Source organism: Chengkuizengella sediminis (genome assembly GCF_010078385.1).
Classification (GTDB): Bacteria; Bacillota; Bacilli; order Paenibacillales; family KCTC-33759; genus Chengkuizengella; species Chengkuizengella sediminis.
The window spans coordinates 32,982-55,107 of record NZ_SIJC01000016.1 but is presented as its reverse complement, the minus strand read 5'-3'; the positions used below and the strand labels follow the sequence as shown (position 1 = coordinate 55,107).

37 protein-coding genes are annotated in these 22,126 nt (G+C 37.1%); all 37 read right to left on the bottom strand.

Features of this window, described 5'->3' with window-relative positions; all coding sequences use genetic code 11:
• Positions 1–5: 5 nt before the first annotated feature.
• A complete protein-coding gene (locus EPK97_RS19985; protein WP_162038396.1) occupies positions 6–701 on the bottom strand; it encodes a phosphoadenylyl-sulfate reductase in 696 nt (231 codons plus the stop codon).
• Between the two features lie 502 nt (positions 702–1,203).
• A complete protein-coding gene (rpsI, locus tag EPK97_RS19980) occupies positions 1,204–1,596 on the bottom strand; it encodes a 30S ribosomal protein S9 (protein ID WP_162038395.1) in 393 nt (130 codons plus the stop codon).
• Between the two features lie 20 nt (positions 1,597–1,616).
• Complete coding sequence (gene rplM / locus EPK97_RS19975) at positions 1,617–2,054, bottom strand: 50S ribosomal protein L13 (protein ID WP_162038394.1); 438 nt, start codon at positions 2,052–2,054, stop codon at positions 1,617–1,619.
• Positions 2,055–2,243: 189 nt separating this feature from the next.
• A complete protein-coding gene (gene truA, locus EPK97_RS19970; RefSeq protein ID WP_162038393.1) occupies positions 2,244–3,017 on the bottom strand; it encodes a tRNA pseudouridine(38-40) synthase TruA in 774 nt (257 codons plus the stop codon).
• 427 nt (positions 3,018–3,444) lie between these two features.
• A complete protein-coding gene (gene rplQ / locus EPK97_RS19965) occupies positions 3,445–3,807 on the bottom strand; it encodes a 50S ribosomal protein L17 (RefSeq protein WP_162038392.1) in 363 nt (120 codons plus the stop codon).
• Between the two features lie 38 nt (positions 3,808–3,845).
• Positions 3,846–4,790 carry a DNA-directed RNA polymerase subunit alpha gene (locus tag EPK97_RS19960; RefSeq protein ID WP_162038391.1) on the bottom strand — a complete coding sequence of 315 codons (945 nt, stop codon included), beginning with the start codon at positions 4,788–4,790 and terminating at the stop codon, positions 3,846–3,848.
• Between the two features lie 129 nt (positions 4,791–4,919).
• Positions 4,920–5,318 carry a 30S ribosomal protein S11 gene (gene rpsK / locus EPK97_RS19955; protein ID WP_162038390.1) on the bottom strand — a complete coding sequence of 133 codons (399 nt, stop codon included), beginning with the start codon at positions 5,316–5,318 and terminating at the stop codon, positions 4,920–4,922.
• Positions 5,319–5,340: 22 nt separating this feature from the next.
• Complete coding sequence (rpsM, locus tag EPK97_RS19950) at positions 5,341–5,706, bottom strand: 30S ribosomal protein S13 (protein ID WP_162038389.1); 366 nt, start codon at positions 5,704–5,706, stop codon at positions 5,341–5,343.
• 20 nt (positions 5,707–5,726) lie between these two features.
• Entirely contained in the window at positions 5,727–5,840 is a 114-nt protein-coding gene (gene rpmJ, locus EPK97_RS19945; protein WP_160647186.1) for a 50S ribosomal protein L36, read from the bottom strand.
• A 41-nt stretch (positions 5,841–5,881) separates the two neighbouring features.
• Positions 5,882–6,097 carry a translation initiation factor IF-1 gene (infA, locus tag EPK97_RS19940; RefSeq protein ID WP_160647185.1) on the bottom strand — a complete coding sequence of 72 codons (216 nt, stop codon included), beginning with the start codon at positions 6,095–6,097 and terminating at the stop codon, positions 5,882–5,884.
• 2 nt (positions 6,098–6,099) lie between these two features.
• Entirely contained in the window at positions 6,100–6,408 is a 309-nt protein-coding gene (locus EPK97_RS19935) for a KOW domain-containing RNA-binding protein (RefSeq protein WP_162038388.1), read from the bottom strand.
• Between the two features lie 11 nt (positions 6,409–6,419).
• Positions 6,420–7,172: a type I methionyl aminopeptidase gene (gene map / locus EPK97_RS19930; protein ID WP_162038387.1), complete on the bottom strand. Its 753-nt coding sequence runs from the start codon at positions 7,170–7,172 to the stop codon at positions 6,420–6,422.
• Complete coding sequence (locus EPK97_RS19925; RefSeq protein WP_162038386.1) at positions 7,169–7,822, bottom strand: adenylate kinase; 654 nt, start codon at positions 7,820–7,822, stop codon at positions 7,169–7,171. The genes map and EPK97_RS19925 overlap by 4 nt, the downstream gene beginning before the upstream one ends.
• Before the next feature lie 36 nt (positions 7,823–7,858).
• On the bottom strand, positions 7,859–9,154 hold the full coding sequence (secY, locus tag EPK97_RS19920) for a preprotein translocase subunit SecY (protein WP_162038385.1): 1,296 nt from the start codon (positions 9,152–9,154) through the stop codon (positions 7,859–7,861).
• The gene (rplO, locus tag EPK97_RS19915) at positions 9,154–9,594 is read right to left on the bottom strand and encodes a 50S ribosomal protein L15 (RefSeq protein WP_160647180.1); all 441 of its coding nucleotides are present in this window, start codon (positions 9,592–9,594) and stop codon (positions 9,154–9,156) included. Before rplO ends, secY begins: the two co-directional genes overlap by 1 nt.
• Before the next feature lie 46 nt (positions 9,595–9,640).
• On the bottom strand, positions 9,641–9,823 hold the full coding sequence (gene rpmD, locus EPK97_RS19910; RefSeq protein WP_162038384.1) for a 50S ribosomal protein L30: 183 nt from the start codon (positions 9,821–9,823) through the stop codon (positions 9,641–9,643).
• 12 nt (positions 9,824–9,835) lie between these two features.
• Complete coding sequence (gene rpsE, locus EPK97_RS19905; RefSeq protein ID WP_162038383.1) at positions 9,836–10,333, bottom strand: 30S ribosomal protein S5; 498 nt, start codon at positions 10,331–10,333, stop codon at positions 9,836–9,838.
• A gap of 27 nt (positions 10,334–10,360) precedes the next feature.
• Positions 10,361–10,723 carry a 50S ribosomal protein L18 gene (rplR, locus tag EPK97_RS19900; RefSeq protein ID WP_162038382.1) on the bottom strand — a complete coding sequence of 121 codons (363 nt, stop codon included), beginning with the start codon at positions 10,721–10,723 and terminating at the stop codon, positions 10,361–10,363.
• 53 nt (positions 10,724–10,776) lie between these two features.
• Positions 10,777–11,313 carry a 50S ribosomal protein L6 gene (rplF, locus tag EPK97_RS19895; protein WP_162038381.1) on the bottom strand — a complete coding sequence of 179 codons (537 nt, stop codon included), beginning with the start codon at positions 11,311–11,313 and terminating at the stop codon, positions 10,777–10,779.
• 37 nt (positions 11,314–11,350) lie between these two features.
• Complete coding sequence (rpsH, locus tag EPK97_RS19890; RefSeq protein WP_162038380.1) at positions 11,351–11,749, bottom strand: 30S ribosomal protein S8; 399 nt, start codon at positions 11,747–11,749, stop codon at positions 11,351–11,353.
• Between the two features lie 30 nt (positions 11,750–11,779).
• Complete coding sequence (locus EPK97_RS19885; RefSeq protein WP_160647174.1) at positions 11,780–11,965, bottom strand: type Z 30S ribosomal protein S14; 186 nt, start codon at positions 11,963–11,965, stop codon at positions 11,780–11,782.
• A gap of 58 nt (positions 11,966–12,023) precedes the next feature.
• The gene (gene rplE, locus EPK97_RS19880) at positions 12,024–12,566 is read right to left on the bottom strand and encodes a 50S ribosomal protein L5 (RefSeq protein WP_162038379.1); all 543 of its coding nucleotides are present in this window, start codon (positions 12,564–12,566) and stop codon (positions 12,024–12,026) included.
• A 29-nt stretch (positions 12,567–12,595) separates the two neighbouring features.
• Positions 12,596–12,946 (bottom strand): 50S ribosomal protein L24, encoded by a 351-nt coding sequence (gene rplX, locus EPK97_RS19875; RefSeq protein WP_162038378.1) that lies wholly within the window; start codon positions 12,944–12,946, stop codon positions 12,596–12,598.
• Between the two features lie 39 nt (positions 12,947–12,985).
• Positions 12,986–13,354: a 50S ribosomal protein L14 gene (rplN, locus tag EPK97_RS19870; protein WP_162038377.1), complete on the bottom strand. Its 369-nt coding sequence runs from the start codon at positions 13,352–13,354 to the stop codon at positions 12,986–12,988.
• Between the two features lie 31 nt (positions 13,355–13,385).
• The gene (gene rpsQ, locus EPK97_RS19865; RefSeq protein ID WP_162038376.1) at positions 13,386–13,649 is read right to left on the bottom strand and encodes a 30S ribosomal protein S17; all 264 of its coding nucleotides are present in this window, start codon (positions 13,647–13,649) and stop codon (positions 13,386–13,388) included.
• 45 nt (positions 13,650–13,694) lie between these two features.
• Entirely contained in the window at positions 13,695–13,892 is a 198-nt protein-coding gene (gene rpmC / locus EPK97_RS19860; RefSeq protein ID WP_160647169.1) for a 50S ribosomal protein L29, read from the bottom strand.
• Positions 13,882–14,316, bottom strand: a complete 435-nt coding sequence (rplP, locus tag EPK97_RS19855; protein ID WP_162038375.1) for a 50S ribosomal protein L16 — start codon at positions 14,314–14,316, stop codon at positions 13,882–13,884. Before rplP ends, rpmC begins: the two co-directional genes overlap by 11 nt.
• Before the next feature lie 2 nt (positions 14,317–14,318).
• Positions 14,319–14,981 (bottom strand): 30S ribosomal protein S3, encoded by a 663-nt coding sequence (gene rpsC / locus EPK97_RS19850; RefSeq protein ID WP_162038374.1) that lies wholly within the window; start codon positions 14,979–14,981, stop codon positions 14,319–14,321.
• A 13-nt stretch (positions 14,982–14,994) separates the two neighbouring features.
• Positions 14,995–15,333: a 50S ribosomal protein L22 gene (rplV, locus tag EPK97_RS19845; protein ID WP_160647166.1), complete on the bottom strand. Its 339-nt coding sequence runs from the start codon at positions 15,331–15,333 to the stop codon at positions 14,995–14,997.
• A gap of 49 nt (positions 15,334–15,382) precedes the next feature.
• The gene (rpsS, locus tag EPK97_RS19840; RefSeq protein ID WP_162038373.1) at positions 15,383–15,661 is read right to left on the bottom strand and encodes a 30S ribosomal protein S19; all 279 of its coding nucleotides are present in this window, start codon (positions 15,659–15,661) and stop codon (positions 15,383–15,385) included.
• A gap of 27 nt (positions 15,662–15,688) precedes the next feature.
• Entirely contained in the window at positions 15,689–16,522 is an 834-nt protein-coding gene (gene rplB, locus EPK97_RS19835) for a 50S ribosomal protein L2 (protein WP_162038372.1), read from the bottom strand.
• A 34-nt stretch (positions 16,523–16,556) separates the two neighbouring features.
• Positions 16,557–16,847 carry a 50S ribosomal protein L23 gene (gene rplW, locus EPK97_RS19830; protein WP_162038371.1) on the bottom strand — a complete coding sequence of 97 codons (291 nt, stop codon included), beginning with the start codon at positions 16,845–16,847 and terminating at the stop codon, positions 16,557–16,559.
• The gene (rplD, locus tag EPK97_RS19825; protein WP_162038370.1) at positions 16,847–17,470 is read right to left on the bottom strand and encodes a 50S ribosomal protein L4; all 624 of its coding nucleotides are present in this window, start codon (positions 17,468–17,470) and stop codon (positions 16,847–16,849) included. Before rplD ends, rplW begins: the two co-directional genes overlap by 1 nt.
• A 27-nt stretch (positions 17,471–17,497) precedes the next feature.
• Positions 17,498–18,124 carry a 50S ribosomal protein L3 gene (gene rplC / locus EPK97_RS19820; RefSeq protein WP_162038369.1) on the bottom strand — a complete coding sequence of 209 codons (627 nt, stop codon included), beginning with the start codon at positions 18,122–18,124 and terminating at the stop codon, positions 17,498–17,500.
• A gap of 39 nt (positions 18,125–18,163) precedes the next feature.
• Positions 18,164–18,472, bottom strand: a complete 309-nt coding sequence (rpsJ, locus tag EPK97_RS19815; RefSeq protein WP_162038368.1) for a 30S ribosomal protein S10 — start codon at positions 18,470–18,472, stop codon at positions 18,164–18,166.
• 323 nt (positions 18,473–18,795) lie between these two features.
• Complete coding sequence (tuf, locus tag EPK97_RS19810) at positions 18,796–19,989, bottom strand: elongation factor Tu (protein ID WP_162038367.1); 1,194 nt, start codon at positions 19,987–19,989, stop codon at positions 18,796–18,798.
• Positions 19,990–20,031: 42 nt separating this feature from the next.
• Complete coding sequence (gene fusA, locus EPK97_RS19805; RefSeq protein ID WP_162038366.1) at positions 20,032–22,107, bottom strand: elongation factor G; 2,076 nt, start codon at positions 22,105–22,107, stop codon at positions 20,032–20,034.
• Between the last annotated feature and the right edge of the window lie 19 nt (positions 22,108–22,126).

Genomic DNA, 22,126 nt, shown 5'->3' with positions numbered 1-22,126 from the left:
TTGTATTACTTGTGTAAACCGCACTCCGTTTTACTTGTATCTGACCAACGCCCCGCTCTTGGATCTTCACCTGGTTGAACCTGACGAGTACAATACAAACACCCGATGCTCGGATAGTTTTGATCATGTAAAGGATTATAAATCACATCATTTTCACGAATATAACTCCAAACATCTTCAGTTGTCCAGCTTGCTAATGGATTAAACTTAACTAATCCAAACTTGTTATCATACTCTACCTTTTTAGAGTTGGCTCTAGTAGGAGCTTGATCTCTCCGAATCCCTGTAATCCATGCATCGTACTTCCCTAAAATATTAGTTAAAGGCTGAACTTTCCTAATGTCACAGCATTTATCTGGACTTGTTTCCCAAAGTTTTTCACCATACTGTTCAACTTGCTCTTCAGGTGTTATTTCTGGTTGAACTCGTACTAGTTTAATTCCCTCATAACGCTCTTTAATTTTTTCAATTGTCTCGTAAGTTTCTTTAAAATGAAAATCCGTATCTAAATAAAAAATATCTACTTCAGGATTTGTTTTGTATAACATGTCAACCAATACAACATCCTCAGCACCAAAGCTACTCGCTAAAGTGATGCTTGGGAATGTTTCTGCTGCATATTTTATTAACTCATGTGGTGTTTTTTCTTCAAATTCTATACTTGCTTTTTCTATTAATGATTCCTTCTCCAGTAAATTCATTAAAATGAACCTCCATTTATTAATTCCAAGTAAATCGATATGAATTATTAACTTATCTTTTAATTATAAAAATTTTATATAGAATGTCAATATTTTTTTATAAATAAAATTCCTTAAGTAATAAAATTGATTTAAAATAGGAAATATACCCATAAAATCACATATGAAATATATAGTATGCATCTGAATTGATTAATGGTATGAAAACTGAAATTCATCAATAAAACAAAAAACATAAAAAAAATCGCCGATTGGCGAGCCTCAAAGACAAAGACAGAGGGAAAGTATCCAGATTCGTGGGTGAACTGATGTCGGAGTTTCCAGAAGGATGTAGTAACTAATGATTGACCGTGTTCAGGACGTGCTGATCCATCGATGATCACATGGACGCGACAGTATAATAAATGAGAGTCGGTTTACATTGTTACTTTTCTTATTAAAAATTAAAGTGCAAAAAAACCAGTGTTGTAAAAACAACACTGGTTTTTTATTTGAAATAATATTAACGTTTTGAGAATTGTGGAGCACGACGTGCTGCTTTTAATCCATACTTCTTACGTTCCTTCATACGTGGGTCACGTGTTAAGAACCCAGCTTTTTTAAGTTCAGAACGATATTCAGGATCAACTTTTAATAATGCACGAGAAATTCCATGACGAATTGCTCCAGCTTGACCAGAATAACCACCACCATGAGTGTTAACTAAAACATCATAATTACCAAGTGTTTCAGTTAAATTTAATGGTTGTTTTACGATTAATTTTAAAGTTTCTAAACCAAAATATTGATTGATATCTTCATTATTAATGATTATACGTCCCTCACCAGGAACTAAACGAACACGTGCAACAGAATTTTTACGTCGACCTGTTCCGTAGTATTGTACTTGTGCCACGAATCTAACCTCCCTTTATATTATCCTCGTAGTTCATAAACTTCAGGTTGTTGAGCTTCATGCGGATGTTCGCTTCCAGCATAAACCTTTAATTTTAACTTCATTTTTTCACCTAAACGATTTTTAGGTAACATGCCATGTACTGCAAGTTCCATCATCTTTTCAGGTTTTTTCTCTAACATTTCTCCAGCTGTTGTTACTTTTAATCCACCTGGATGCATAGAGTGACGGTAATACTTCTTGTCCGTTAATTTTTTACCTGTTAATACGATTTTTTCTGCATTGATGATGATAACAAAATCACCTGTATCTAAATGCGGTGTAAATTGAGGTTTATGTTTACCGCGAATAAGAGTTGCTGCTTCACTCGCTAAACGTCCTAATGTTTTACCAGTCGCATCAATGATGAACCATTTACGTTCAATTTCATTTGGCTTCGCCATATAAGTAGTACGCACTGTATATCCTCCTTTAATTGTTAAAACAGTAACTAAATCACTATTTAAACAATGAAATCTATTCATTTATATTTCATTTAAATTTATAATTGAGGTCATTCTTTAACTCGGGGCGTGGGATGCCAGCTAAAGAACACCAATAATCACTATACTATATTATAAGTGCAGAATCAAGAAGAATATTATTTTTTACAACATTTTCTTATCAATGCAATCATATTGAACTTCCCATAAAGTCAATCCATCTGGTAAAGCAGTAGGACCTGCCTTTAATCGATTTTTTGCATTTAATATGATTATCATATCTTCACTTTTCTTTTTTCCTGCCCCAATTTCTAATAATGTACCTACAATGATTCGAACCATCTGACGTAAAAAGCCACTGCCCGAAATCTTAATATCAATTCTATGTTCTAGATCTGAGTGTTTGTGCTCCTCTAGAGTAGCTTGATGAATTGTCCTTATATGTGAAGTTTTATCTGATTTTAAAGAACAAAAAGATGTAAAATCATGCTCCCCTACAATCGCTTCTAAGGCTGTCTTCATCTCTTTTACATTAAGTTTTCTAGGGTAATGTAATTGATATTTTTGTCTAAAAACGTCCTTATACCGATGGTTATTAATGGAGTATACATACGTTTTTGATTTTGCATATTTTCTTGCATGAAAGTCAAGAGGCACATCAAATGCTGCACGGGCAATGATATCCTTAGGTAACCAATCATTGATTGCCAAACACCATCGTTTTGATGGGATGGACGAATTTGTTTGAAAGTTAAAAACTTGAGCTCTTGCGTGAACACCTGAATCGGTACGCCCAGAGCTAATAATTTTAATATTCTCTCCTGTAATCCTTTGAAGCTTTTCTTCAATGACATCTTGTATTGTTTTTTGGTTAATTTGTGTTTGAAACCCGCTATAAGATGTTCCATCATAACTTACAATCATACAAATGTTCCGCATAATACCTCCGGTGATACTTTTAAAACATAATCAAATTGGTACTTTTAAAACTTCCAGCTTTAAATCAAGGTTTATAAAGTCTCGCTTTCAGCACCGAGAAGGTTGAATGATTCTTTAAGAAGGAGGAGCACAGTGTAGGTAAACCTACATGAGCACCGGACTTTCAGTTCATGGATGAACTGATGTCGATGTTCAACACAAGGATGTGTTGTGATTTTAGTCGACCTACATTCTTAAGATTCGATGTCGATTAAGCTACTTTGATTCACTGCGTGATCCCTACTTAAAACCAGTCACATCCTTGTGACTAACGTAGGATCAGCACATCCTGTGCTGACAAAGTGATACTTTTTAAACTTCCTCTAAGAGGAACGAAAAAAAGGGCTTCATCAGAATATAATTCTGTCCACCCTTTTACTTCTGTTTTTTACGCCTGATCCACTAATTCCAAATAAACCATAGGAGCAGCATCTCCTCTGCGAGGTCCAAGTTTTAGAATGCGAGTGTATCCACCTGGGCGCTCAGAGTAACGAGTGGCTAATTCAGAAAATAGCTTTTGTAGAACTTCCTGATCGCCAGCTTGCTCTCTACGAACAAACGCAGCAGCTTGACGACGAGCAGGAAGGTCTCCCTTTTTAGCTAATGTAATCATCTTTTCAGCAATTGAGCGAACTTCCTTTGCTTTCGCTTCAGTTGTTTGAATACGTTCATTAATAAAAAGATCAGTTACTAAATCACGGAATAAAGCTTTACGTTGACTAGAGTTTCGTCCTAGTTTTTGATATGCCATGTTCTCTTCCCTCCTTTTGTTGTTTGATCGTGTTAGTATTATTCTTCAGTGCGTAATCCTAAAGCCAGTTCAGCTAATTTTTCTTGGACTTCCTCCAAGGATTTACGTCCGAGGTTTCTAACTTTCATCATATCCTCTTCCGTTTTTGTAATTAACTCTTGAACTGTATTTATTCCGGCACGTTTTAGACAGTTGTAAGAACGAACAGATAGATCTAGTTCCTCGATTGTCATCTCCAGAACTTTTTCTTTCTTGTCCTCTTCTTTTTCAACCATAATTTCTACTTCTTTTACTTCATCAGTAAGTCCCACAAATAACATTAAATGTTCATTCATGATTTTAGCACCTAAACTTACTGATTCCTCAGGACGGATACTGCCATCGGTCCAAACTTCGAGGGTCAATTTATCATAGTTTGTGACTTGACCGACACGAGTATTCTCAACTTTATAGTTTACTCTAGTAATCGGAGTAAAAATAGAATCCGTTGGAATAACTCCAATTGGCTGTCCTTCTGATTTGTTATTATCCGCAGTTACATATCCGCGCCCTTTATTGGCAAAGATACGCATGTGCAATCTTGCACCTGACGATAAGGTAGCAATGTGTAGATCAGGATTTAAGATTTCAACATCACTATCTGCACGAATATCTCCTGCTAATATGTCACCTTCACCATCGGCATCAATTTCAAGAATTTTTTCTTCATCTGAATGAATTTTCAAAGATAGTCCCTTAAGGTTAAGAATAACTTCCGTTACATCTTCCATAACCCCAGGGATCGTTGAAAACTCATGAAGTACTCCATCAATTTGTACTGATGATACTGCAGCACCTGGAAGTGAGGACAATAAAATCCGACGTAATGAATTACCTAATGTAGTTCCATACCCGCGCTCTAATGGTTCTACAACAAACTTTCCATAGGCTCCGTCTTCACTTACAGATACTGTTTCAATTTTTGGTTTTTCAATTTCTATCATAAAAATGAACCCTCCTTCAAAACGTCGTTAAAAATGGATCACCATAAATCATTAAACTTTGTAGTATTCCAATCCTCTACAATTATTATTCACTCGTATAGGATAATTATACCACTCATTCATCCATGTTTACACACGACGACGTTTTGGTGGACGACATCCGTTATGTGGAATTGGAGTCACATCTTTAATCATGCTAACTTCTAATCCAGCAGCTTGTAAAGAACGAATAGCAGCTTCACGTCCTGCGCCTGGACCTTTCACCATGACTTCAACATGTTTCATTCCATGCTCCATTGCTGATTTCGCAGCAGCTTCTGCAGCCATTTGCGCAGCAAACGGAGTGCTTTTTTTAGAACCTTTAAAACCTAAATTACCTGCACTTGCCCAAGAAACTGCATTACCATGCGGATCTGTAATCGTTACAATTGTATTATTAAAAGTGGAACGGACATGTGCAACTCCATTTTCAATATTTTTACGATCACGGCGTTTGGTACGTGCCACTTTTGTTTTAGGTTTTGCCATCTTTATCCCTCCTTTTTATTTATTATTTTTTCTTATTCGCAACTGTTCTACGAGGACCTTTACGTGTACGTGCATTCGTTTTTGTCTTCTGACCTCTAACAGGTAAACCGCGACGATGACGAATTCCACGATAACAACCGATTTCCATAAGGCGTTTAACATTTAGAGCAATCTCTCTACGAAGATCTCCTTCTACCTTAATTTGATCAATAGCATCACGTAATTTACTTACTTCGTCCTCTGTTAGATCACGAACACGAGTATCAGCATTTAATCCTGATTCACTAATAATTTTTTGCGCAGTAGTAGTTCCGATACCATATATATAAGTTAGCGCAATTACAATTCGTTTATCACGAGGTAAATCTACACCAGCAATACGAGCCATAACTTAGCGAACACCTCCTATTATCCTTGTTTTTGTTTATGTTTTGGATTTTGACAGATTACCATCACATTTCCATTGCGTCGAATGACTTTACATTTTTCACAAATCGGCTTGACCGATGGTCTTACCTTCATATTCATTCCCTCCTAAGAGATTTACAAACGTAAAATCCTCATTATTTCCGATAAGTGATACGTCCCCTTGAAAGATCATATGGGGAGAGCTGTATGACCACTCTGTCTCCTGTTAAAATACGAATAAAATTCATTCTTAGTTTGCCTGATATATGAGCAAGTATTTCATGTCCATTTTCGAGTTCAACTCTAAACATCGCATTCGGTAAAGGTTCAATCACAGTTCCTTCAACTTCAATTACATCTTCCTTGGCCACAATCATTCTCCTTTCAAGTCTTCATCAGTTTGAATGTTTTCTAAATGTCGACTAATAGAAAATCGTAATTTCCCATTTGTAACTCTACCCGTCTCATTCAAACTGTTAACTACTTCATTACTAATTTCATCCTGCAATTCAAGATGAAGAATGTTTTTCTTTTTCGGATTATCAAATTTGCGTTTATCACCGTCAGCAATAAGCACATATCGCTCATCCACTACATCGATTATTACAGCATATTTATCACTGTCTCTACCACGAATCACTTTTGCTATTTGACCCAACCTAGGTATACTCGATTCATCCACTCTAATATCACCTACATATCAACCTTGGTTAATATCTCATAACCATCAGTTGTAATCGCAATTGTATGCTCAAAGTGTGCACATAATGTTCCATCTGTACTAACAACTGTCCAATCGTCATCCAACGTTTTGACAAAACGCTCACCTGCGACAACCATCGGTTCAATAGCCAATACCATACCAGGTTTCAAACGAGGTCCTCTGTTTGGTAGACCGAAGTTTGGGATCTGTGGTTCTTCATGTAGATTGGCTCCTATGCCATGCCCGACATATTCTCTAACAACAGAAAAACCTTCATCTTCAATGCATTTTTGAATAGCATGTGAGATCGTATATAAACGAACATCTGATTTGGCTTCTTCTAAGCCTGCATATAATGATTTTTCAGTGACATCTAACAGCCTCTGTGCTTCATTTGATATGCTGCCTACAGGATAGGTCCAAGCAGAATCACCATGATACCCATTGTACTCAGCACCAATATCAATGCTAATGATATCACCTTCATTTAATACTCTTTCACTAGGAAAACCATGTACCAATTCTTCATTTACTGAAGCACATACACTGGCAGGAAAGCCATTATAACCTTTAAAGGAAGGCGATGCATTCTGATTGCCAATAAATTTTTCAGCGATTCGGTCAATCTCTAATGTCGTAATACCCGGCTGAATCACTTTCGCAATTTCACGATGAGTTTCTGCTACGATACGACCTGCCTCACGCATATAATTTAATTCTGCTTCAGATTTGCAAATGATCATTTATTTTGACCTCTCATTAAAGAAATGATATCACCAGTAACTTCATCAATGGATTGTTCTCCATCTACCTGTCTCAATAAATCTTTTTTATCATAAAAATCAAGCAATGGAGCCGTTTTACTCATATATTCATCAAGGCGCGTTCCTACCTTTTCCTCTGTATCATCTGAACGTTGATACAATTCACCAGAACATTTGTCACATACATTTTCTTGTTTTGGTGGATTAAATATTACATGGTAGGTAGAACCACAATTTTTACAAATTCTACGCCCAGTTAATCTTGCTAACAGAAACTCGCGGTTAACAGAAAGATTAATCACATGATTTATCGTTTTTCCATTTACTTTTAAAAACTCGTCTAACGCTTCTGCTTGTGGAATTGTTCTTGGAAAACCATCCAAGAGGAAACCATTGTTGCAATCTTCCTGCAACAAACGTTCAGTGACAATTCCAATCGTTATTTCATCAGGAACTAAAAGTCCTTGATCTACATATTCTTTAGCTTTCAATCCTAGTGAAGTGCCTTGACTCATAGCCAAGCGAAAGGCATCCCCAGTAGAGATATGAGGAATGTTTAATTCTTCTACAATCCTCTCGGCTTGAGTCCCTTTACCTGCACCAGGAGGACCCATGAAAATAATATTCACTTATGATAACCTCCTATTTGCTGACCACACAGACACTTACTTATTAATGAAACCTTTGTAGTGTCGTTTAATTAACTGACTTTCTACTTGTTTCATTGTTTCAAGACCAACACCTACTACGATAAGTAATGATGTTCCACCAATCGTTACTGATGCTGGTAAGCCTGCTATTTTAATAAATATTACAGGTAAAATAGAAATTAATGCTAAGAAGATAGCACCTGATAATGTGATTCTAGTCATCAATTTCGTAATATATGCGGCCGTTGTTTTCCCTGGTCGTATACCTGGAATATAACCACCGTTTTTCTTCATTTGATCTGCCATTTGCACTGGATTTATTTGTACAAATGTATAGAAGTAAGTAAACCCTATAATCAGTACAACATATAAAAACATGCCAAGTGGTTGATCATAATATAAATTTGCTAAAATCCAATCTGCTACTCCATTGCCTGCGAAAAAGCTAGCAATTGTAGTAGGGAAGATAATTAGTGATAATGCAAAAATAACAGGAATTACCCCTGCAGCATTAACCTTTAATGGAATATGAGTAGATTGACCACCATACATTTTTCTTCCTACAACACGTTTCGCATATTGAACAGGAATTCTACGAACCCCTTGTTGAACAAAGATTACGCCAACTACAATTAATAAAACTGAAATTAGAATTAAAACTAGTTTCAATACACTTAAAAACATAGTAACGTCTTCTGCAACAAAAAGAGAAGTATATATTTGTTTTGACATATCAGGAATACCTGCAACGATACCAGCAAAGATAATAATGGAAATTCCATTACCAATCCCTTTTTCAGTGATTTGCTCACCAATCCACATTAAAAATGCTGTACCAGCAGTTAATACAATCGCAATAATCGTGTAAATCATAAAGCTTGGATTAATAACCATGTTATACTGTGTGTTAAATCCAATAGATAAACCATATGCTTGAACTAAACCTAATATGATCGTTCCATATCTTGTTACCTGAGCCAATTTTCTTTTTCCAGCTTCGCCTTCTTTTGCCCACTGTACAAATTTAGGAATAACATCCATCGTCAACAATTGAACGATAATGGAAGCCGTAATGTAAGGCATGATTCCCATTGCAAAGATAGAGAAATTAAACAACGCTCCACCAGAAAAAGTATTGATCAAACCGAATATACCTTCTTGAGCTTCACCAAAGCTCTTTAGTGCATCAACATTAATGTTCGGTACTGGTATGAAACTACCAACTCTAAAAACAATTAATATTAATAAAGTGAATAGAATTTTTTTACGTAAATCTTCAACCTTCATGATATTCGAAATTGTTCTAAACATTAAATCACCTCGGTTTTGCCGCCAGCAGCTTCGATCTTAGCCACGGCAGTTTGAGAAAACTTATTTGCTTTAACTGAAAGACTTACAGTAATCTCGCCAGTTCCTAAAATTTTGATTCCGCTTTTTGCATTTTTAACAATTCCGGATTCTTTTAATGTTTCAGGAGTAATTTCGGTACCTGCCGCAAACTTGTTCAACTCATCCACGTTAACTACTGCATATTCTTTACGGTGAATGTTAGTGAACCCTCGTTTAGGTAAACGATTAAAGATCGGGTTTTGTCCACCTTCAAATCCTGGGCGAACTCCGCCACCAGAACGTGAATTTTGTCCTTTATGTCCACGACCAGCAGTTTTTCCTTTACCACTTCCAGTACCTCGTCCTACACGCTTACGAGTATGACGTGATCCTGGAGCTGGAGATAGTTCGTGTAGTTTCATTGTCGCACCTCCTTAATTGATTCATATGGTTATTTCAGGTTGATGCTTATATTTCTTTAACTTCGATTAAATGAGCAACTTTTTTAACCATTCCTCTTATTGCCGGATTGTCTGGTTGAACTACAGATGAGTTTAATTTTCCTAAACCCAACGTTTTAACTGTAACTCTTTGATCCTCCGGACGACCAATCAAACTACGTTTGAGGGTAATTTCAATTTTATTCGCCAAAATGTTCCCCTCCTAACCTAAAATTTCTTTTACAGTTTTACCACGTAATTTTGCAACATCTTCAACTCTTTTTAAACGTCCTAAACCTTCAAGTGTTGCATTCACCATGTTAATGGGATTAGAAGAACCTAAAGATTTTGTTAGGATATCTCCTACACCTGCAAGTTCTAATACCGCACGAACAGGACCGCCTGCAATAACACCTGTACCTTTTGATGCTGGTTTTAATAATACTTTACCTGCACCAAAGCGACCTGTTACTAAATGTGGAATACTAGTGTCAATAATCGGTACTTTAACTAAATTCTTCTTAGCATCGTCAATTCCTTTTCTTATTGCATCTGGAACTTCAGAAGCTTTACCGATTCCTGCACCTACCCAGCCGTTTCCATCTCCTACAACAACTAATGCACTGAAACTAAAACGACGTCCACCTTTAACTACTTTAGCAACTCGATTTATATTAACGACTTTTTCGTTTAATTCTAAAGCATTGGGATCTACGCGCAAAGGATAAACCTCCTTGTAATCAATTTTTTAAAAATCTAACCCAGCTTCTCTAGCAGCATCAGCTAATGCCTTCACTCTGCCATGATAAATATATCCGCCGCGGTCAAAAACAACTTCTTCAATTCCTTTTTCTTTCGCTTTCTTCGCAACTAGTTCTCCTACTTTTTTTGCAGACTCAACATTTCCACCGTTTGAGATTTCGATGCCTTTATCTAAAGTAGAAGCTGAAACTAATGTGACACCATTGATGTCATCAATAACCTGTGCATAAATATGTTTTGAAGAACGAAAAACACATAAGCGAGGTTTTAAAGTCGTTCCATTTATTTTTTTCCGAACACGAAGATGTCTTTTTAAACGCATTTTGTTTTTATTAGGTTTAGTGATCATACCGTTAACACTCCCTTCTGAATAATGTTAACAAAAGACTTTATGCGATTTTATTATTTACCTGTTTTACCTTCTTTACGAAGAATACGCTCATTTTCGTATTTAATCCCTTTACCTTTATAAGGTTCAGGCTCACGTACAGAACGAATATTTGCAGCAACTGCGCCTACACGCTCTTTGTCAATTCCTTTTACGATAATTTTCGTGTTTGAAGGAACATCAAATTCGATACCAGTTTCTGGTTCGATTTCAACTGGATGTGAATAACCTACGTTAAGAACAATCTTTTTCCCAGATTTGTTTACTCGGTATCCAACACCTACAAGATCTAAAGATTTTGTAAATCCTTCAGTTACTCCACTTACCATGTTAGAAATGACACTACGAGTTGTTCCATGTAAAGAACGATGCAATTTATTATCAGAAGGACGTTCAACACGAACTTCCTTTTCCTCTACGATAACATTCATATCTTTATGAAAGTCTCTTGAAAGCTCACCTTTTGGTCCCTTAACTTGAATTGATTTATCTTTTAAATTAATTGTAACTCCGTTTGGAATTTCAATTACTTTTTTTCCAATTCTAGACATGTTGTTTACACCTCCGTTCGTACAAAAGAATTCATTTTTACCATACGTAACATAATACTTCTCCACCTGATTTAGCTTGACGAGCACCTTTATCGCTCATTAAACCTTTGGAAGTAGAGATGATTGCAATCCCTAAACCACCAAGAACACGTGGTAATTGTTCATTTTTAGCATAAACGCGTAACCCTGGTTTACTGATTCTTTTCAATCCAGTAATAACACGTTCATTTTCAATTCCATATTTCAAGAAAATACGGATCAATCCTTGTTTATTATCATCTATATACTCAGCATCTCGGATAAAACCTTCACTTTTTAAAATTTCAGCAATATCCTTTTTAATTTTTGATGCTGGAATTTCTACCGTTTCATGACGAACAGTATTTGCGTTACGAATACGTGTTAACATATCAGCAATTGGATCTGACATAGACATATTAAGTAACCTCCTTCCCGAAATAGGTTATTACCAGCTTGCTTTTTTAACACCTGGGATTTGACCTTTGTATGCTAACTCACGAAAACAAATTCTACATATTTTAAACTTACGTAAAACGGAATGCGGTCTTCCGCAACGTTCACAACGTGTATATGCACGTACTTTAAATTTTGGTTTACGTTTTTGCTTAACGACCATCGAAGTTTTGGCCACTTGTATACACCTCCGATATTGGATTCTTCTAAGCAATCCGATTTTTAATGTGGTTCCTTTATTTTGCGAAAGGCATTCCAACTTGTGCTAGTAATTCTCTAGCTTCTTCATCAGTATTGGCTGTAGTTACTACTACAATATCCATACCGCGTACTTTATCAATTTGATCATATTCAATCTCTGGGAATATGATTTGCTCTTTTAGTCCTAAAGTATAGTTTCCTCTACCATCAAATGACTTTTTAGATACACCACGGAAGTCACGTACACGAGGTAAAGTAACATTTACTAATTTATCTAAAAAGTGATACATGCGATTACCACGTAGAGTAACTTTTACTCCAATTGGCATTCCTTCACGAAGTTTAAATCCAGCAATTGATTTCTTTGCTTTGGTAATTACTGGTTTTTGACCTGTAATAGTTTGCAAATCTTCAACAGCGGAATCTAAAATTTTTGAATTTGAGATCGCTTCACCGACTCCCATATTCACAACAATCTTCTCGATTTTAGGAACTTGCATCACTGTAGTGTAGTTAAACTTTTGAATTAAAGATGGTGTTATTTCGTTTAAATAACGATCCTTTAATCTAGCTGCCATGATTGTTTTAACCTCCTTCCTGCAAACGATTAGTCAATCACTTGACCTGATTTCTTTGCCACACGAACCTTTTTCCCATTATCCAATACTTTATGACCAATACGAGTTGGTTTTCCGGTCTTTGGATCTGCCAACATCACGTTAGAAACATGAATGGGAGCCTCTTGTGTTATAATCCCGCCTTGTGGATTATCTTGACTTGGTCTAGCATGTTTTTTTATCAAGTTTACTCCTTCAACAAGCACTTTGTTTTGTCTAGGTATAGCTTGAATGATGCGTCCTTTTTTACCTTTATCTTTACCAGCGATAACAATCACTGTGTCTTCCTTTTTTACGTGTAATTTATTGTTATGACTCTCTAATTTTTTTGGCTTTGGCATCTCTTCTTTACACCTCCTGGCTTTTAAAAGCTATTTTCATTAAATTACTTCTGGAGCTAGAGATACAATCTTCATGTAATTCCGATCACGAAGTTCACGTGCTACAGGACCAAAGATACGTGTTCCTCTCGGACTCTTATCATCTTTAATAAGTACTGCAGCATTTTCATCAAAAGTAATATATGAACCATCATTACGTCTAGATCCTCGTTTAGTACGAACTATAACGGCTCTAACGACATCACCTTTTTTGACAACTCCACCTGGCGTTGCTTGTTTGACTGAACAAACAATCATATCTCCGATGTTAGCTGTACGACGTCCAGTACCACCTAACACTCGAATACACATTAATTCTTTTGCACCAGAGTTATCAGCACCTTTTAAGCGAGTAAATGCTTGGATCATGTTAGTCCCTCCTTCCGTCTATCATACGTGCTTATATAATTACAGCTTTTTCAGTAATCTCTACTAATCTCCAGCGCTTATCTTTTGATAGCGGACGAGTCTCCATGATTTTAACCGTATCACCGATTTTAGCTTCGTTGTTCTCATCATGCGCTTTGAATTTTTTAGTAACCTTTAGTCTTTTATGATAAAGAGAGTGTTTTTTATAAGTTTCCACAGCAACAACAACTGTTTTGTCCATTTTATCGCTGACTACTTTACCAATTTGGACTCTGCGATCATTACGTTCACTCATTCAGTGCCCTCCTCTCTGGATATATCATACAGTCTTTTCACTGTGTTAATTAATCCCAAGTTCTCTTTCTCTTAGAACCGTTTTAGCGCGTGCAATTGCTTTACGAACGATTCTTATTTGTCCAGGGTTATCAAGTTGACCAGTAGCCATTTGAAAACGAAGGTTAAAAAGCTCTTCTTTAAAACCTGTAATTTTTTGCTCTATCTCAGCAGTGGTTAAGTTACGAAAATCATTAGCTTTCATTTACTTCACCACCCGTTTCTTTGCGTTTAACAAAAATCGTTTTGCAAGGTAATTTATGAGATGCAAGTCTCAATGCTTCACGAGCAACTTCCTCTTCCACACCTGCAATTTCAAATAATACCTTACCAGGTTTAACAACTGCAACCCATTTCTCAACGTTACCTTTACCACTACCCATACGAACTTCTAACGGCTTAGCAGTAACCGGTTTAGCAGGGAAAATTTTGATCCATACTTTACCACCACGTTTCATATAACGTGTCATTGCAATACGAGCTGCTTCAATTTGACGGTTTGTAATCCAACAAGCTGTTGTTGCTTGAATACCGTATTCACCGAAAGCAACCTCAGTACCACCTTTTGCACGTCCTTTAAGAGAACCGCGATGCTCTTTACGATGTTTTGTACGTTTAGGCATTAACATGTTTAGTTGCCTCCTTCCTGAGAAGCTCTTTTCTTCGCAGGTGGTAATACTTCACCGCGATAGATCCAAACCTTTACACCAAGACGACCATATGTTGTATGAGCTTCAGCAGTACCGTAATCGATATCCGCACGTAGAGTATGAAGAGGAACAGTTCCTTCACTATACCCTTCGCTTCTAGCGATTTCAGCACCACCAAGACGTCCGCTGACCATTGTTTTAATTCCTTTTGCGCCTGAACGCATTGATCTTTGGATCGCTTGTTTCATTGCACGACGGAAAGAAACACGACGTTCTAGTTGTTGTGCAATATTTTCAGCAACTAGTGTTGCTACAACATCTGGGTTTTTAATTTCAGTAATATTAATGTGAACTTTTTTATTCGTTAACTTTGTAATTTGGTTACGAAGGTTTTCTACTTCAGATCCACCTTTACCAATAACCATACCAGGTTTTGCAGTGTGAATTGTTATGTTTACTCGATTTGCAGCACGTTCAATATCGAAATGAGAAACTGCAGAATCTTGTAATTTTTGTTTTAAATAATCACGAATTTTCACGTCTTCTACTAGGTAATCTCCATACTCTTTATCAGCGTACCATTTGGATTCCCAGTCTCTGATTACTCCGACTCTTAAGCCAATTGGGCTTACCTTTTGTCCCACACGTCATCCCTCCTTATGATTTATTTTCAGTAACCACTAATGTGATGTGGCTAGTACGTTTATTTATACGAGACGCACGTCCCATTGCACGTGGTCTGAATCTTTTCATGATTGGACCTGCATTAACATATGCTTCGCTAACTACCAAGCTATTTGGATCCATTTCATAATTGTGCTCTGCATTTGCAATAGCTGAGTTTAAGACTTTTTCAATAACTGGTGAAGATGCTTTTGGTGTATGTCTTAAGATAGAAATCGCTTCACCAACTTCCTTCCCACGAATTAAGTCAATAACCAACTTAACTTTACGAGGAGCAATACGAATATATTTCGCTTGTGCTTTTGCTTGCATGGAAGTAAAACCTCCTCTCAAACAATGTTCAATTTTTTTATAGATTTATTTATCTTTTTCCTGTTTTCTTATCATCATCATGACCTCTAAAAGTACGAGTTGGAGCAAATTCACCTAATTTATGTCCAACCATATCCTCAGTCACATAAACCGGAACATGTTTACGACCATCATACACACCAAATGTATGACCAACAAATTGCGGAAAAATCGTTGAGCGGCGAGACCATGTTCTAATGACTACTTTTTTCTTAGATTGATCAGCTTCTTCAACTTTTTTCAATAAGTACTCATCTACAAATGGCCCTTTTTTTAAGCTACGTCCCATTTATGATCCTCCCTTCCTGCAAAATAATTATTTCTGCTTACGTCTACGAACGATATATTTATCTGAAGCTTTGTTTTTGTTACGAGTTTTGTAACCCAATGTCGGTTTACCCCATGGTGACATTGGAGACTTACGTCCGATTGGTGATTTACCTTCACCACCACCGTGTGGATGGTCATTCGGGTTCATTACAGATCCACGAACAGTAGGTCTTTTACCTAACCAACGTGTACGACCCGCTTTACCAATGTTCACAAGTTCATGATCTTCGTTACCAACAGTACCGATAGTAGCACGGCAAGTTTTAAGAATCTTTCTTACTTCTCCTGAAGTTAAACGGATGATCACGTATTGTTCTTCTTTACCTAACAATTGTGCTTCTGTTCCAGCAGCACGAACTAGTTGTCCACCTTTACCTGGTTGTAACTCGATATTGTGGATAACTGTACCTACAGGTATATTTGCAAGTGGAAGAGTATTTCCAACTTTAATATCTGCATCTGGACCAGACACAATTTCAGTACCTACTGTTAATCCCTTAGGTGCTAAAATGTAACGTTTTTCACCATCTAGGTAATGGATAAGCGCAATATTAGCTGAACGGTTTGGATCATATTCGATTGTAGCAACGCGTCCTGGTATTCCGTCTTTCAAACGTTTAAAGTCAATGATTCGGTACTTCTTCTTATGTCCACCACCATGATGTCGAGTGGTAATTTTCCCTTGATTGTTACGACCAGCTTTTTTACTCAAAGGAGCAAGTAAGGATTTTTCCGGTTCTAATGTTGTAATCTCTTCAAATGTAGAAACTGACATCCCACGTCGAGCTGGACTCGTCGGTTTATATTTTTTAATCGGCATTTTGTGTTTTCCCTCCTTACATTAAAAAATTTTCTTATACAGTTTCAAAATACTCCAATGGTTTACTATCATCACTCAATGTGATAATTGCTTTTTTCCATTCAGATGTATATCCTCTGTGGCGCCCATAAGTCTTAGGCTTTTTAGGCATTCTAATCGTATTAACTTTCAAGACTTTTACTTTGAATACTTCTTCAACAGCCTGTTTGATTTCCGTTTTGTTCGCACGTAAATCCACTTCAAAAACGTATTTATTGTCTGCCATCATATCGCTAGAACGTTCAGTAACGACAGGGCGCTTGATAAGATCGTGAGCATATTTCATTACGCAAGCACCTCCTCTACTTTCTCAACAGCTTCTTTAGTAATAATTAAATTATCATAAGCCAGAACGTCCAAAACATTTATACCATCAGCAGCAACGAATTTAACACCTGGAATATTGCGAGCGGATAACGCTGCATTATTGTCAGTATCCAATCCAACTACTAGTGCTTTACGTTCAACTTTTAATTTATTTAAAATAGAAGCGAATTGTTTTGTTTTCGGTTGTTCCAATACTAATTGATCTAATACGATAATTTCATTAGAAATCACTTTTGAAGAAAGTGCAGATTTGATAGCTAAGCGACGTACCTTTTTAGGTAATTTAGTAGCATAGCTTCTTGGTGTTGGTCCAAATACAACACCTCCACCTTTCCATTGAGGTGCTCTGATCGTACCTTGACGTGCTCTACCCGTTCCTTTTTGTTTCCATGGTTTGCGTCCGCCACCACGCACTTCAGAACGTCCTTTTACTTTGTGAGTACCTTGACGTAAAGATGCTTGTTGCATCACTACAGCTTGATGAAGAACATGCTTGTTTGGTTCAATCCCAAACACTGCATCAGATAATTCTACATCACCTACTTGTGAGCCATTCACATCATATAAGGCAACCTTTGGCATTATGAAATCCTCCTTTCTGTATAACCTCTATTTTTTAACGGATGCTTGAAGTCTTACAAAGCTTTTTTTAGCACCAGGAATAGATCCTTTAACTAAAATGATGTTTTTTTCAACATCCACTTTAACTACTTCAAGATTTTGTAATGTCACTGTTTCAGAACCCATGTGTCCAGGTAATTTCTTTCCTTTGAATACACGATTGACAATCGCACCCATTGAACCTGGTTTACGATGATAATGAGACCCGTGACTCTTAGGACCTATGCGTTGTCCATGTCTTTTAATAGCACCTTGGAATCCTTTACCCTTGGAAGTTCCTGTAACATCAACAAACTCACCTTCAGCAAATATGTCTGCTTTTACTTCTTGCCCTACTTCATATTCGCTTGAATTAATTCCGCGAAATTCTTTCACGTAGCGCTTAGGTGTTGCGTTTGCTTTCTTCGCATGACCCTTTTCAGGTTTAATTGCGTTATTTTCTTTTTTATCTCCGAAACCAAGTTGGATCGCTTCGTATCCATCCGTTTCAAGATCCTTCTTTTGAAGAACTACGTTTGGCCCAGCTTCTACAACCGTTACAGGAATTACGATTCCTTCTGGCGTGAAAACTTGAGTCATTCCTAATTTCTTACCTAAGATACCTTTCGCAGTCATTTTGACACCTCGTTTCTAAATGTAAAGTTAAGATTAATATTATAATTTTATTTCAATATCCACACCGGATGGCAAATCCAGACGCATAAGAGCATCAACTGTTTGCGGCGTTGGATTCACAATATCGATCAGACGTTTATGTGTACGCATTTCAAATTGTTCTCTAGAATCTTTGTATTTGTGTACCGCTCTTAAAACCGTTACTATTTGTTTTTCAGTAGGTAACGGTATCGGACCAGAAACACTTGCACCAGAACGTTTAGCTGTTTCAACAATTTTTTCAGCAGATTGATCTAACACTCTATGATCATACGCCTTTAATCGAATTCTAATCTTTTGCTTTGCCATTCAAATTCCCTCCTTCTATCGCCCAAATTTTAATCGGACCTACTCCATGAAAATATCCTAACACATGACTCATGGCAAAGGAGCCGTGTGTGTCAGCAACCTCTCACATCATCGCACTGTCTCAGACCAACTCCACTATTATATAAAAAATACATACAAATTGCAAGTAAAATATTTTCACCTATAGATTGAAATGAAATTTTATTCATTCCTTCATAATATTTTTGTAATAATCGATAACAATATTCTCTCACTATCTATATATAATGGAGAAAAGTCCTCGTCATAATTGACAAGGACTTAAATAAATATTGATCATTTTTTTATTTTTCGATAGTTGCTACCGCACCAGCACCAACTGTACGTCCACCCTCACGAATCGCGAAGCGAGTACCTTCTTCTATTGCGATTGGGTTGATTAGTTCAACTGTTACAGTGATGTTGTCACCAGGCATAACCATTTCAGTACCTTCTGGAAGTTCGATGATACCAGTTACGTCAGTTGTACGGAAGTAGAATTGAGGACGGTATCCAGTAAAGAATGGCTTATGACGTCCACCTTCTTCTTTAGTTAAAACGTAAACTTGAGCACTAAATTTTGTATGTGGGTTAACTGACCCTGGTTTAGCTAATACTTGACCACGAACGATGTCAGTACGATCAACACCACGAAGCAATGCTCCAATATTGTCACCTGCTTGAGCTGAGTCAAGAAGTTTTCTAAACATTTCAACACCAGTAACCGTAGTTTTCTTAGTTTCTTCTTCGATACCTACGATTTCAATTTCTTCACCTACAGTTACAGTACCACGCTCAACACGACCAGTAGCAACTGTACCACGACCTGTAATTGAGAATACATCCTCAACAGGCATTAAGAAAGGTTTGTCAGTTTGACGTTCAGGTTCTGGAACATACTCGTCGATGATTTTAAATAATTCAATGATTTTTTGTCCGTACTCACCATCTGGATCTTCTAAAGCTTTTAATGCAGATCCTTGAACGATTGGAGTATCGTCACCAGGGAATTCGTATTCGTTTAATAGATCACGAATTTCCATCTCTACTAATTCTAATAACTCTTCATCTTCAACCATATCACATTTGTTCATGAATACTACAATGTAAGGTACGCCAACCTGACGTGAAAGTAAGATGTGCTCACGAGTTTGTGGCATTGGACCGTCTGCTGCAGATACAACAAGAATCGCTCCATCCATTTGTGCTGCTCCAGTAATCATGTTTTTAACATAGTCAGCATGTCCAGGACAATCTACGTGGGCATAGTGACGAGCTTCAGATTCATACTCAACGTGAGAAGTTGCGATTGTGATACCGCGTTCTCTTTCCTCAGGTGCATTATCGATTTGATCAAAAGCACGAGCTTCTCCTCCACCGTATGTTTTAGTTAATACAGTAGTGATTGCTGCTGTTAAAGTTGTTTTACCATGGTCAACGTGACCGATAGTACCAACGTTTAAATGTGGTTTATTACGTTCAAATTTAGCTTTTCCCATTTTAAATCTTCCTCCTCATTTCATTCAATCATAATTTATTTTTTATGCACCTTGGTTTTTAGCAGTAATTTCTTCTGCTATAGACTTAGGTACTTCTTCATAATGAGATAATTCCATAGAGTATGTTCCACGTCCTTGTGTTCTAGAACGAAGTGATGTGGAATATCCAAACATTTCTGATAAAGGTACTTTAGCACGGATGATTTGTGCACCACCGCGTGAATCCATACCTTCAACACGTCCACGACGAGAACTTACGTCACCCATAATGTCACCCATATATTCTTCTGGGATAGTGACCTCAATTTTAAAGATCGGTTCTAGGATAACAGGATTACATTTCCCTTTTGCTCCTTTTAATGCCATGGAACCAGCAATTTTAAATGCCATTTCACTAGAATCGACATCATGGTAAGAACCATCATATAAAGTTGCTTTCACATCAACTAGCGGATAACCAGCAAGTACACCACTTTGCATTGATTCTTGAATACCGTTTTGTACTGCTGGGATGTATTCTCTAGGAACAGATCCACCGACAATTTTGTTTTCAAATACGAAACCGTCACCAGCTTCAAGTGGAGTAAACTCAACCCATACGTGTCCAAATTGACCACGACCACCTGATTGACGTACAAATTTACCTTCTACTTTTGCCGAAGTTTTGAATGTTTCCCTGTAAGCAACCTGTGGTTTACCTACATTAGCATCTACTTTGAATTCACGCATAAGGCGGTCAACGATAATCTCAAGGTGAAGTTCACCCATCCCTTTAATAATCGTTTGTCCTGTTTCATCATCCGTTTCGGTTTTGAAAGTAGGATCTTCCTCAGCTAATTTAGATAGTGCAATACCCATTTTATCTTGGTCAGTTTTCGTTTTCGGTTCAATCGCCACAGAGATAACAGGATCAGGAAATGTCATAGATTCCAATATCACCGGATTCTTTTCATCACTTAAAGTATCTCCTGTTGTTGTGTCTTTAAACCCAACTCCCGCAGCAATATCCCCAGCATATACAGTCCCTACTTCTTCTCTACTGTTTGCATGCATCATTAGGATACGACCGACTCTTTCACGTTTTCCTTTTGTTGTATTTAAAACATATGAACCTGAAGTTAATGTTCCAGAGTACACACGGAAAAACGTTAATTTACCAACATAAGGGTCAGTCATAATTTTAAATGCTAAACCAGAAAATGGTTCTTCATCTGAAGAATTTCTAAATACCTCTGTACCATCTTCAAGTTCACCACGGATAGGAGGAACATCAGTAGGAGCAGGTAAATAAGCAATAACTGCATCTAATACCGCTTGAACTCCTTTGTTCTTGTAAGAAGAACCACATAGAACGGGTGTGATTTTAACATCACAAACACCTATACGAAGTGCTGCTTTCAACTCTTCGATTGTGATTTCTTCTCCTTCTAGGTATTTCATAGTCAAATCTTCATCTAACTCTGCAATCTTTTCAATCATTTCATTACGAAGTTCTTCAACTTTATCAGTTAAATCCGCAGGAATTCCTGATTTTTCAATATCTTGACCTAAATCATCTTTGAAAATCCATGCAACATTTTCTACTAAGTCTACAAAACCTTGAAAATTGTCTTCAGCACCAATTGGGTATTGAATAGGTACTGCATTTGCTTGAAGTCTTTCTCGCATTTGTGCAACAGCACCTTCAAAGTCAGCACCAAGAATGTCCATTTTGTTTACATATGCTATACGTGGCACACCATAACGGTCTGCTTGACGCCAAACGGTTTCAGATTGAGGTTCTACTCCGCCTTTTGCACAGAATACACCAACTGCTCCATCTAATACACGAAGGGAACGTTCAACCTCAACTGTAAAGTCAACGTGTCCCGGGGTATCAATAATGTTAATGCGATGATCTTTCCACTGAGCAGTAGTAGCAGCGGAGGTAATAGTAATACCTCGCTCCTGTTCTTGCTCCATCCAGTCCATCGTTGCTCCACCTTCGTGAACCTCACCAATTTTGTGAGTACGACCAGTGTAGAACAAAATACGTTCTGTAGTAGTAGTTTTACCAGCATCAATGTGCGCCATGATCCCAATATTACGTGTATCATTTAAGGAGAATTCTCTAGTCATTATATAATCTCCTTTCTAG